This is a genomic window from Microcoleus sp. MOSTC5, assembly GCF_036701825.1.
Taxonomy (GTDB): domain Bacteria; phylum Cyanobacteriota; class Cyanobacteriia; order Cyanobacteriales; family Microcoleaceae; genus Microcoleus; species Microcoleus asticus.
In genome coordinates, this window is record NZ_JAUBRK010000017.1 from 1 (window position 1) to 13,427 (window position 13,427).

At 46.3% G+C, this 13,427-nt stretch carries 2 protein-coding genes and 4 pseudogenes; 3 read left to right on the top strand and 3 right to left on the bottom strand.

Annotated elements, in window-relative coordinates; all coding sequences use genetic code 11:
- Positions 1-238 (bottom strand): annotated as a pseudogene (locus QUA54_RS11440) (IS4 family transposase); the annotation flags it as partial.
- A 110-nt stretch (positions 239-348) separates the two neighbouring features.
- Between QUA54_RS11440 and QUA54_RS11445 the strand changes: the two are divergent.
- Both QUA54_RS11445 and QUA54_RS11450 read left to right on the top strand, forming a co-directional pair.
- Positions 349-633 (top strand): annotated as a pseudogene (locus QUA54_RS11445) (ISL3 family transposase); the annotation flags it as partial.
- Positions 634-659: 26 nt separating this feature from the next.
- A pseudogene (locus tag QUA54_RS11450) lies at positions 660-1,107 on the top strand (transposase); the annotation flags it as partial.
- 195 nt (positions 1,108-1,302) lie between these two features.
- Here the strand turns inward: QUA54_RS11450 and QUA54_RS11455 are convergent.
- Complete coding sequence (locus QUA54_RS11455; protein ID WP_333414730.1) at positions 1,303-6,180, bottom strand: glutamate synthase-related protein; 4,878 nt, start codon at positions 6,178-6,180, stop codon at positions 1,303-1,305.
- 612 nt (positions 6,181-6,792) lie between these two features.
- A pseudogene (locus QUA54_RS34450) lies at positions 6,793-6,895 on the bottom strand (IS1 family transposase); the annotation flags it as partial.
- 1,019 nt (positions 6,896-7,914) lie between these two features.
- Here QUA54_RS34450 and QUA54_RS11460 point away from each other — a divergent pair.
- Positions 7,915-13,395: an AAA family ATPase gene (locus QUA54_RS11460; protein WP_333414731.1), complete on the top strand. Its 5,481-nt coding sequence runs from the start codon at positions 7,915-7,917 to the stop codon at positions 13,393-13,395.
- Positions 13,396-13,427 lie beyond the last annotated feature (32 nt).

Genomic DNA, 13,427 nt, shown 5'->3' on the forward strand with positions numbered 1-13,427 from the left:
ACCAATAAGTAATTAATGGGAACCAAATTAGTGAGATAGTTAAGTGAGGCAAATCGAGAAACCTTTGTAGTTTTCTACGCCGACTTTCTGTTGTAATTGGATAGGGAAATACCCTGGAGAGCCGTTCTAATCTCACTTGTTTTTCTGATTGTATCAAGGGTAGCAAGATTTCAATCAGTTTAAATTGAGCTGAACTTAGTTGTTTTTTTAAATGAATGAGGTAGAATGTTGGTATCATTATTTTTGAGATAGGCAAGCGTGTAACAATTATGCTGCCTATCTTTTTTTAGCACACTTGGGCTCAATCCTTACAAAGTATGGGTTTGGGGCGGGTTGTTACCCCCCCAGGAACTAAAAGAAGAGTTCAGAGATATTTTTGAACGCTCTGAGACGGTCGAAGCTGGACAGGAGCAACTCCTCGCATGGCTAAAAAAAGCCCATTCGGTTTACTGTGATGTCCTCACAACGATTCGTAATCATCTGGATGGAATCTGCAACTATTTTTTGAACCGAACCACGAGTGGCGTGATGGAAGGAATTAACAATCGAATCAAGTTGATTAAGCGGCAAGCCTATGGCTTTGTCAACTTTGATAACTTTCGGGCGAGGCTATTAGCTTGCTTTTCTAATTAGTTTTGCTGATCACCTTGACTCCAGAAGAGCCAGAAAAACAAACTTATTATGGCGCAATAAATCTTTTAAGAAAACAGTTGGTTCTGCGAGAATATGCGAGTGCAAATTCCGAAAATACGGTCGCTTTCCTCAAGGATTTACAATCTTTAAATCCGGCATCGCGACATTTGATTATTTGGGATGGAGCTAGCTATCACAGATATAAAGAGATGAAAGCTTATCTAGAAGAAATTAATCTCGGTAAGGAGAAGGATGAATGGCCTTTAACTTGTATATTGTTTGCTCCCAATGCTCCGCCTGCAGAATCCCGTAGAAGATATTTGGCTAAATGCCAAGACTTGGTTGAGAAAATTTGGGAAGCGTCTGAGTTCTTTTTCCTTAGTTAAATGGTTCTTTAATTTTACCATACAGGAGCAAAGTTTTGACTTTCCCAAGCTACACAAATTTGGTGATTTTGAGCCAACATTCTCATGAAACTACTGCTCGCTCGAACTCTCGATCGATTTATGAATGATTTACGATCGCTATAGCAATTTTTGCAAATAGAAAAGAAAGTGCGATCGCAAATTTTGTTTTAGCCAACCGCAAATAATCAGAAATTGTTGAGTATGTGAAGATTAAAAAAGGGGCAACTCGCGTCGCCCCTCATCTATTTAACGAACTGGAAAATTAAGCTTCCACAGCAATCTTTTGTTCCGAAGCCTCGGGCGAATTAGCTTCACTCGGCGGCACAACTTGCCAGAACTTAGGCAAATATTCCGACCAATTTGCTAAAATCTTCTCAGCTTTCTTGCTGCCAGTTCGATCGCACTGAGCCTCAATCAACTCCTTCAACTGCGCCTCCCCAGCCGCCGTACAAACGCGCTGCATCTTCACAATCTCCCCGTTGACATGAGCCGGGAAACTCCCATCTTCATCGAGGAAATAAGCCAAGCCGCCAGTCATTCCAGCGCCGACGTTGCGGCCGACTTTTCCTAACACCACAATCACGCCGCCAGTCATGTACTCGCAGCAGTGATCGCCCGCACCTTCAATAACTGCTTTCGCCATCGAGTTGCGCACCGCAAACCGTTCGCCAGCTTTACCCGCAGCCAACAGAGTTCCGCCCGTCGCACCGTACAAACAAGTGTTACCGACGATCGCATTTTCAGAAGCATCATAAGTCGCACCAGCCGGCGGTGCGATCGCGATTTCGCCACCGTGCATCCCCTTACCAACGTAGTCGTTGGCTTGGCCTGACAGTACCAGCGTCATCCCCGGCAAATTGAACGCGCCGAAGCTTTGGCCCGCGCTACCGGTGCAATTGAGGGTGATTTGACCGCTAAAACCGGTGTTGCCGTGTTGCTGTGCGATCGCACCTGCCAAACGCGCTCCCACAGTGCGATCGGTATTCACCAATTTTACACTCTTGCTAACAGTGCCGTGATTCGCGATCGCACTTTGAATCTCAGCATCCGAGAGCAAATCATCGTCTAACACTGGCCCGTTGGTGTGTACGTCGCCGTGGATCAAGAAAGATCGATCGCTCTTAGTATCCGGTAACTTGGTCAAACAATCCAAATTAATCGCTTGGGTTTTAGTTAGTTTCACCCCATCGCGCATTGTCAGCAAATCCGCGCGGCCGATGATATCCGCGATCGACTTATAACCCAATTTCGCCAGCAAACTCCGCACTTCTTGTGCTACGAAATAGAAGAAATTAACCACGTGTTCCGGCGTACCGGGGAACCGTTTCCGCAAGTGTTCTTGTTGAGTTGTCACCCCCACCGGACAAGTATTCATGTGGCAAACGCGAGCCATAATACAGCCTTCTGCAATCATTGCCACCGTGCCGAAACCGTACTCTTCGCCGCCCATCAAAGCGCCTACAACCACGTCCCAGCCGCTTTTAAAGCCACCGTCAACGCGCAGCAAAACTCGATCGCGCAATTTATTTTCCATCAGCACCCGGTGAACTTCTGTCAAACCGAGTTCCCACGGAGAACCTGCGTGCTTGATCGAACTCAAAGGCGAAGCACCGGTGCCGCCATCGTGGCCGGAAATTTGAATCACATCAGCATTTGCCTTGGCGACACCCGCGGCTACAGTCCCGATGCCGACTTCCGACACCAACTTCACCGAAACTCCTGCTTTTGGATTGATTTGGTGCAAGTCAAAAATCAACTGCGCCAAATCCTCGATCGAATAAATATCGTGGTGAGGAGGAGGCGAAATCAGCGTCACACCCGGTTTCGAGCGGCGCAAATAAGCAATGTACTCGCTCACTTTCGCCCCCGGCAATTGACCGCCTTCACCCGGTTTCGCACCTTGTGCGATTTTAATTTCGATTTGTTTGGCGTTCATCAGGTACTCAGGAGTCACTCCGAAGCGTCCCGAAGCTACCTGTTTGATGGATGAAGAAGCTGTATCGCCGTTCTGCAAACCTTTCAAGTGAGGTAGCGTTTGTGACAAACCGGCTGCGCTCACATCGTTTAGCACTTTGTAGCGCACCGGGTCTTCGCCGCCTTCGCCGGAGTTGGATTTGCCGCCGATGCGGTTCATGGCAATCGCTAGCGTTTCGTGGGCTTCCGGGGACAAAGCGCCGAGAGACATTCCGCCCGTGGCGAAGCGTTTGACAATATCTGCTACAGATTCTACGTCTTCGACAGAGATGGAAGGTCGATCGCTCTGGAAATCCAGCAAATCCCGCAAAGCCGTTACCGGGCGATTTTCTAACAGTTGCTTGTAAACCTCGTAGTGATCGTAAGCCGTTTTTGCCTCAGTGCGATCGTCCCCGCTCGCGCCAAGGACTGAATTACCGTTACCGTTGCTTCCTTCTTCCTCTTCCCTTCCTCCTTCTTCCTTCTTCCTTCTTCCTTCTTCCTTCTTCCTTCTTCCTTCTTCCTCTTCCCTTCTTCCTTCTTCCTTCTTCCTTCTTCCTTCGTTAAAAGTAGTCACAGCCTTGTGCAAAGCCTTCGCCATTTCCGGGCTGTTCATGTGATATTCACCGCCCCGGCGGTACTGCACAAAGCCGTAATTTTCCAGCTTTTTGAGGTGCAATTCTGGGAAAGCCTGACTGTGGAAAGACATTACCTCGTTAGCCAGTTCCGCCACACTCAAACCGCCGATGCGGGAAACAGTGCCTTTGAAACCCAAATCGAGCAAATCGCCGCCAATGCCGATCGCCTCAAAGATTTGCCCTCCTTGATAGCTAGACAGCAGCGAAATCCCCATTTTCGACATAATCTTCAGCAAGCCGTTTTCCACCGCTGTGCGGTATCTAGCTTGAGCTTGTGTCACGGTAATATTGGGAACTTTGCCGTGCTGCATCAAATTTTGAGTCTTGGCGTCAGACCACCAGGCGCGCACGCTTTCCAATGCCAGGTAAGGGCAAACAGCCACCGCCCCGTAACCGAGCAAACAAGCGAAGTGGTGAGTGCTCCAGCACTGGGCGGTATCGACAACTAGGGAAGTTTGCATCCGCAGGCCGACGCTAATTAAGTGGTGGTGAACCGCGCCAACTGCCAGGAAAGGCGGAATATAAGTATATTCAGCACTCAATCCCACAGCAGAAGATACATCTCCTTCTTCCTTCTCCCCTCTTCCTTCTTCCTTCTTCCTTCTTCCTTCTTCCTTCAAAGCTCGATCGCTCAAAATCAGAATTCTCGAACCCTCGCGCACCGAAGCAGCCGCCTCTTGACAAAGTTGTTCGACTGCGCTTTTCAAACCTCCAGGCCCGGCAGCAATTTTGTAAAGCGTTGACAATTCCGTAGCTGGGAAAGACTTTTGGTCTTTCAAGAAAGACAGTTCAGCGTCGTTGAGTACGGGCGAATCAATTTTTAGCCGCTTGGCATTTTCCGGCACTGCTTGCAGTAAATTGCCCCGCAGACCCACACTCATCGTCAGCGACATCACCATCCCCTCGCGCAGGGGGTCGATCGGCGGATTTGTCACTTGAGCGAACCGCTGTTTGAAATAGTTGTACAGCAACTGAGGCTTTTCTGACAACACAGCTAAGGGAACGTCGTCGCCCATGCAGAAAGTCGGTTCTTTCCCAGAACTCGCCATCTCGACGATCACCATGTCCAAATCTTCTGCTGTATAGCCGAAAGCAGTTTGGGTTGCTAACAGCGTTTGCGAGTCGAGGGTTGCTGTTTCGGCAAAAGGCTGCGGCTGCAAGATTTCGCGATTTTGTTTCAGCCATTCGCCGTAGGGATGCCGCTTAGCAATTCGCTGCTTGAGTTGCCAATTTTTGAGAATTTCGTTGGTTTGCAGGTCAACTGCAATCATTTGTCCGGGCCCCAAACGGCCTTTTTCGACAATATCTGCTTCGGGAATATCGACAACTCCGGCTTCGGAAGCCACAATTACCAAACCGTCTTTAGTAATGCAGTAGCGGGCCGGCCGCAAACCGTTGCGATCGAGCGTAGCACCTACTTGTTTGCCGTCGCTGAACACCAGCAGTGCCGGGCCGTCCCAAGGTTCTTGAATGCCGCTGTAATATTCGTAAAAATCGACAATTTCTGGATAAGGAGCCAAATCCGGCTGATTTTTGTAGGCTTCGGGCACCATAATTGTCAGGGATTCTAGGGGGGTGCGGCCGGAGTGCACCAACAATTCCATCACGTTGTCCAAGTTTGCCGAATCGCTGCTTTCGGATTTGACAATTGGGTTGAACGTGTCGATATCAGCTTGACTCCAATTCGGGTGAGCTAAATTCGCTTGCCGCGCCGTCATCCAGGTAAGATTGCCCAACAGCGTGTTAATTTCCCCGTTGTGTCCCAGCAAGCGCATCGGCTGGGCTAAGTGCCAGCGGGGCATGGTGTTGGTACTGAAGCGCCGGTGATAAACGGCAAAGGAGCTTTTATAAGCGGGATTTTTCAGGTCTTGGTAAAATTCTGCCAGTACGGCCGATCGCACCATGCCTTTATAGACGATCGTGCGGCAGGAAAAAGAGCAAGTATAAAATTCTCGGCGGGTGAAGTTGGGGCGATTTGACAGCGCGTGTCCGATCGTGCGGCGCGCCAGAAATAGGTGTCTGTCGAGTTCGTCTCCGGCTAAGTGCGGTGAACTGACTATTACTTGTTCGATTTGAGGTTGATGTTCTAGCGCTTGCTCGCCCAAAACCGACGGTACAACGGGAACTTTGCGCCACCCCAAAAGTGTCAGCCCGCGATCGGCCAGAACTTGCTCAACCACCTGCCGCGCTATAGTCGCTTGAAATTTATCTTGAGACAGAAACAGCATTCCCACGCCGCAGTTTTCCCGTGCGGGAGGCACAATTCCCTGTTCGGCAAACCAAGCATCCAGCAATTCCCAAGGAATCGCGGTCATCAAACCCGCACCGTCGCCGGAATCTCGATCGGCGCTGCAACCGCCGCGGTGTTCCAGACAAGTTAAAGCTGGGAGCGCTTTCTCAATAATCGAGTGGGTAGCTTCGCCGCTTTGGTTGGCAATAAACCCCACACCGCAGGCATCTCTTTCTTCCACTAACCAGCTTTGGCCGGCATAGGGAGTTCCTCGCTCAGTCTGATGCACGTTTCTGTTTGGATCGATCGTGTTACCCATGTTGATTGAATGTTATTTCCGTGATTGTGTGCTTGATGCGTTTTTATAGCTCGGGGAGAGAAAGCTGCCGAGCGGTGGGAGCCTAGTAAACTTTAAAACAGCACATTGGAAGCTGATTTGATAAAAATTTACGTCGATGCTGCCTGTACTTAGCACTGAAACCCTGTTTGCAGATTTTAAATTATCTCGCTCGCATCGTCTCGGAGATGTCTCCTAGAATACCCTGCTGTTAAAAAGCAGTGATTCTTTGGGAAATCGCCGCCCTGCAAATAGATACATTGCTGGCGATTCCCTACGGGATAGCTGCGCTTCACGAGTTTTTTGTGTGTGTTTTTCCTGAGTCCGCAAGGGTAGCCTTGCAGCGAACACAGGTAGATAGTAACTTTAGCGTTATTTTGCTTGCTGCGCTGTTGAGTTGCTTTCGTCAGCGCCTGCAGACACAAAACCCACCTGCCCGCTCAGTCGGTAGGTGCAATGTAGCAGCGCGGTTCACAACTGGTGAAACTTGTCTTATTGTGCAGTCAACTCTCGGGCCGCAAACATCAATTCTATCAAGAAACTGATAAAATTTCACCGATTACAGTCAGAGTTTGCGCGCAAGTCTTGTAAGCGATCGCCCAGAACCCAGCCTAAGATGCCTGGCCGAAAAAGGTTGACAGTTGTCTATAACCCTAATTTATATTTTTTTACCTACAAACGTTTCTAACTCATCAATGAAAACTATTTCAAGGATTTCTGACACCTTAGGAGCATCTGCTAGAGCCAGCGCAACCTTTTGACATAGCCCAAAAACGGATACTTGCTTTCTGACAGCAGGCGTGGAGAGGTAACAAATTTTAGACTTTTGTTAAAGCTCCCAGATTCATCTGTGCAGTAAATCTCAAATCTCAAATTTCAATTCGACTGACGCCCACAAAGTTTGCCTTGGTAATGTTGTTTAGATCGACGGTGGCCCTTTTTACAGATTTGAGCGTATTGGCATTTGGGGCATTTCATTTCTATTTTTTATAAGAAAAAGTCGGCGAGCAGAAAACGAGCCAGACTTTAGTCTGCTTGATGCAAGGAACACGGGGGAATTCAGTCAAGAGTCAATCTTTCTAAAACATTGAAATCAATGGTTCAATATTTATCAGGTTAATGTTATTACAAATTTATCGTAAGCAATCGAATTAATCTTATTTAAAAAAATCGGGCAAAGAATAACAGTTTAGTGCTGTTAACGGAACGTTACGGACAGTGTGTTTTGGATGATGCCGATCGTGCTAGAAATATCCTCCCGGAGAAAATGCGTACCGCAGGGCATAGGCGAACTTGGGGGAACACCCTAAATGCTTGTCTATACATAGCCTCTACTGAGGCTGGAGAAATCCTGTATCAGCAAGTCACCTCTGTGAATCAAGAACCTCTGTTTCTTAAGGGCCCAGAGTGTCAAAAATCATCCCATAAAGATGCCACGCTTATTAATCAGCTTCTTAAGTTCCTCTCCAAGAAACTGAACTGCTGTCGTTCAATCAGGGTTCGCGGAGCCATTTTCTACTTAGCCTGAACTGAAGTATCAACAGCTCTTACCTAAAACATTAAGTCGGGTTTTTCAAATCGCTGTTTCATAATTTGCTCTCCAAAATATGTTAAGAAAAATGTAATTCACTGAAGAACATGGCAGATAGAGCGACAATATTAGATATTAACTCTAAGAAGCTTTAGGCTGGATAGAAGTAGTAGGAATACGTAGATATGACTAAGATCACAAAACTTTTCCTAGGATATCACATTAACGAGCAAATATACGCAGGCAATCGAACTCTAGTTTATCGCGGCATTCGCACGGAAAATTGCCAGCCCGTCGCAATCAAACTGCTGCGAAATGACTTTCCCCGCTTCAACGAACTGGTTCACTTCCGCAACCAGTACATCATTGCTAAAAACTTAGATATCCCCGGAAGTGTGAAGGCATACAGCCTGGAAACGTACCAGAACCACTATGCTCTGGTGATGGAAGACTTTGGCGGAATTTCCTTAAGTAGCTACCTTGCTCGTTTAGCTATCGAGAGCAAGGAACCCTTAGAAGGCCTGCCCGTTAACGAATTTCTGCCCGTGGCGATTCAAATTGCCAACGCCCTTGACGGACTTTATCGCCACCGAGTAATCCATAAAGACCTCAAACCCGCCAACATTCTGATTAACCCAGTCAGCAAAGAAGTCAAGCTGATTGACTTCAGCATCGCTTCCCTGCTGCCGCGCGAAACCCAAGAAATTCAAAATCCTAACGTCCTCGAAGGCACTTTACCCTACATATCTCCCGAACAAACTGGGCGAATGAACCGAGGCATTGATTACCGCACAGATTTCTACTCTCTAGGAGTAACATTCTACGAATTACTAACAGGAAAGTTACCGTTCCAAACAGACGATCCAATGGATTTGGTACACTGCCACCTTGCCAAACAGCCACTCTCCGCCTCAATTATCAACCAGAACGTTCCATTGGTGCTGTCTGAAATTGTTAGCAAACTGATGGCAAAGAATGCTGAAGAGCGCTATCAAAGCGCGCTGGGACTCAAGTTTGATTTGGAAACTTGTTTGCACGAGTGGCAAGAGACAGGGGCGCTGACTAACTTTACAATGGGGCAGCGAGATTTGTGCGATCGCTTTACTATCCCCGAAAAATTATACGGTAGAGAAAGCGAAGTATTCTCCCTGCTGGAAGCATTTGACTGCGTGAGTGCAGGCAGCACTGAAATGATGCTCGTTGCAGGTTTCTCCGGCATTGGCAAAACCGCTGTGGTCAACGAAGTTCACAAACCCATAGTTCGGCAGCGCGGCTACTTTATTAAAGGCAAATTCGACCAATTCCAACGCACCCTTCCCTTTAGTGCATTTGTCCAAGCTTTTCGCGATTTAATGGGACAATTGCTATCGGAAACAGATGCTAAAGTTGAACAATGCAGGTTAGAAATATTGGCAGCTTTGGGCGATAGCGCTGGGGCGATAATTGAAGTCATTCCCGAACTCGAACGTATTATCGGGCCGCAACCGCCAGTCCCAGAACTTTCGGGCAGTGCCGCTCAAAATCGCTTCAATTTGTTGTTGGGAAAATTCCTGCAATTATTCACAACAAAAGAACATCCTTTAGTGATATTCTTGGACGACTTGCAATGGGCAGACTCAGCATCGTTAAAATTAATTCAACTGCTGATGACTGCTAAGGAGTACCGCTATCTCTTATTAATTGGAGCTTATCGGGATAACGAAGTATTTCCAGCGCATCCATTAATGCTGACTTTAGCAGAGATTCAAAAAACTGAAGCAAAGGTGAATACTATTACCTTAGCTCCCCTCGCTCGAACCGACGTAAATAGTTTAGTTGCCGATACTCTAGCTTGTTCTACAGCGTTGGCTCTGCCTTTGACAGAACTGGTTTATCAGAAAGCTAAAGGCAATCCATTTTTTAGCACACAATTCCTGAAATCTTTGCATGAAGATGGGCTAATTAAATTTAATTGTGAAGAGCGATATTGGCAGTGCGATATTGCCCGAGTGCGAACCTTGGCACTAACGGATGATGTAGTAGAATTCATGGCACTTCAGTTGCGAAAGTTACCAAGTAAAACACAGTCCGTTTTAAAGTTAGCTGCTTGTATTGGCAATCAGTTCGATTTGGCGACCTTAGCAATTGTTGATGAAAATTCGCCAGTAGAAACCGCATCCGCTTTATGGAAGGCGCTGCAAGAAGGGCTAATTTTACCCATTACCGAAGTTTATAAGTTTTATCAAACAGAGGAAAATAGCGAATCGGTAATTGGGAATGGTCAGGAATTTGACCACTTATCAATTACCCACGACCAATTACCCAAATATAAGTTTTTACACGATCGCGTCCAACAAGCAGCCTATTCCCTGATTCCGCAAGACCAAAAGCGATCGACTCACTTAAAAATAGGTCAACTGCTGTTAAAGAATACGCCCGAAGCCGATCGAGAAGAAAGAATCTTTGATATTGTCAACCACTTAAATGTGGGAGTTGAGCTAATTACGCAGGAGGCAGAACGCGAGCAATTAGCACGGTTGAATCTGGTTGCTGGAAAGAAAGCCAAAGCTGCTACGGCCTATTCTGCTGCGGTTGAATATTTAAAGGTTGGTAGGGCATTACTGACAGAAAATAGTTGGGAGAACCAATACGAACTAACATTAGCGCTGTCTACAAAAGCAGCAGAAGCGGCATATCTAAGCGGTGATTTTGAGCAGATGGAAAAATTAGCATCAGTCGTGGACAACTGCGCCAAAACGCTACTGGGCAAAGTAAAAGTGTACGAAGTCCAAATTCAAGCTTATATAGCTCAGAACAAGTTACTAGAAGCAGTTAATACAACGCTACAAGTCTTAAAGCTGTTGGGAGTAGAATTTCCTTCTAAAGTGAACCCGTCAGATATTGAGCAGGCACTAGGGGAAACTGCGTCAATTTTGAACGGGAAGCGAATAGAGGATTTAATTGACCTGCCTCAAATGAGCGATCCCTATAAACTAGCAGCCATAAGACTTTTATCAATTATCTTTGCTCCTGCATATATAGCAGCCCCAGAACTGGTGCCCTTGACGGTGTGCAAACAAGTAGATTTATCCGTTCAATATGGTAATGCTTCCGTCTCTCCCTTTGCTTATGCCAATTACGGTCTTCTGCTGTGCGGAGTTGTGGGAGATATTGATTCAGGTTATCAGTTCGGTCAAGTGGCTTTAACTCTAGTTTCAAAGTTAAATGCTCAAGAAATTAAAGCCAAGACACTCCTCATAGTAAATATATTTATTCGACCTTGGAAAGATCATCTGAGAGAAACCTTAGAACCTTTAGTGTTAGTTTACTCTAGCGGACTGGAGACAGGTGATTTAGAGTTTGCTGCCTATGGTCTACTAATGTACTCGTGTTTCTGTTACTTTAGCGGCAAAGAACTGACAGTCCTTGAAAGAGAGATGGCAACTTACAGAGATGCTGTTCATAAAATTAAGCAGAAAACAGCGCTTCATTATATAGAAACCTATTGGCAGGCTACATTAAATCTGCTCGGAAAAAGTGAAAGTGCCTGCATTCTAAAGGGTGAATCCTGCGATGAGCAGATTACGTTATCATTGCACCAGCAAGCAAACGACAGGTTGGGTGTTGCCTACATATATTTGAACAAACTTTTACTTAGTTACTGGTTTGAAAATTACTCAAAAGCGATTGAAAATATTGCTTTAGCAGAGAAGTATTTGGACGCAGTGGTAGGATTGCCTCTTATTCCTCTATTCCATTTTTACGATTCTCTAGTCAGGTTGGCGGTGTACTCGGATACTCCAGATTCAGAGCAACAGGAAATTCTCGACAGAGTAAGAGCTAATCAAGAAAAAATGCAAAACTGGGCACATCATGCCCCCATGAATCATCTGCATAAATTCTATCTAGTGGAAGCAGAACGGCATCGGGTTTTAAACCAAAAAGTAGAGGCGATCGAGATGTACGACAAAGCGATCGCCCTCGCCCAAGAAAACGAGTACATCAACGAAGAAGCACTAGCTCACGAACTTGCCGCCAAATTTTACTTAGAATGGGGAAAAGAAAAACTTGCCAAACCATATTTAATCGATGCCTACTATGCCTACGCTCGTTGGGGAGCAAAAGCGAAGATTGACCATCTAGAACAGCGCTATCCCCAATTGCTTGCTCCGATCCTGCAACAGGAGCGAACTCGCCAATATCCCAGCGAAACAATTCACACCTCCAGCAATAGTGAATCATCTCTATCTCACACGAATAGAACACTTGTCGGTAGCACCAGCAGTTGGGAGTTAGTAGATTTGCCGACAGTTATCAAAGCTTCTCAAGCTCTATCTAGCGAAATTCAACTCGATCAATTGCTCACTACCCTCATGCAAGTGGTGGTGAAGAATGCCGGAGCACAAACCGGAGCATTAATTTTGATGGAAGAGGGAAACTGGAGGATAAACGTCCACTGCACAAACCGTCAAGACTGCCTTCTGCAATCAATTCCGGTTGAGGAGAGCGAAGTAATTCCTTTAACCCTGATCAACTACGTCAAACGTACAAAAGAAACCCTAGTTTTTGACGATGCTAGCAATCAACCAAGATTTGCATCTGACCCCTACATGATCCAACAGCAACCTCACAGCCTCCTTTGCACTCCGATCGGCGAGCGAGGCAAAATGATGGGGATTTTGTATTTAGAAAATAATTTAGCAACTGGGGTATTCACGGGCGATCGCGTCGCGATCCTCAACATCCTGTGTTCGCAAGCAGCAATTTCCTTACAGAACGCCCGACTGTATCAGCAATCCCAGGAATATGCCCAAAAACTAGAGCTTTATCTCAACGATCTCAAACAGATGCAACTGCAATTGGTACAAAATGAGAAGATGTCTGCTCTCGGCAATCTGGTGGCAGGGGTGGCTCACGAAATTAACAATCCTGTAGGCTTTATTGCCGGCAACCTTGAACCAGCCCAAGATTATATCAAAGACCTATTTGGGCTGATTGACCTGTATCAGAAAAAGCTACCTCATCCCGATGCTGAAATTGTATCCGAAATAGAAGCAATCGATTTAGAATATGTGAGGCAAGACTTGCCCAAGTTAATTGATTCAATGAATCTGGGAGTCGAACGGATTCGCGGTATTAGCACCAGCCTGCGAACCTTTTCGAGAGCTGACCGAGATTATAAAGTTCCTTTTAATATTCACGAAGGAATCGATAGTACCATTCTGATTCTCAAACACCGTTTGAAAGGAAATGATGACCGTCCAGAAATTGAAGTTGTCAAACAATACGGGAACCTGCCAGCAGTTGAGTGCTTCCCCGGGCAGCTCAATCAAGTGTTCATGAATATCTTGGCAAACGCGATTGATGCGTTAGAATCATCGAACCAGGGACGCAGTTTTTCTGAGATTAAAGCCAATCCGAATCGCATCACGATTAGTAGCACACAAAAAAAGAATCAGGAGTGGGTAACAATTGGCATTTCTGACAATGGCATTGGGATGAATCAAGAGGTAAAAGAGCGCATTTTTGACCACTTATTTACCACCAAGATAGTCGGTAAAGGAACGGGATTGGGATTGGCGATCGCCCGCCAAATTGTAGTAGAAAAACATATGGGGGAGCTGGAGGTCAACTCTGCACTGCATCAAGGAACAGAATTTGTAATCAGGTTGCCGGTGAAAGGGTGAGGTCGAAGTGCTATCACCGTTCAACCTGGCAA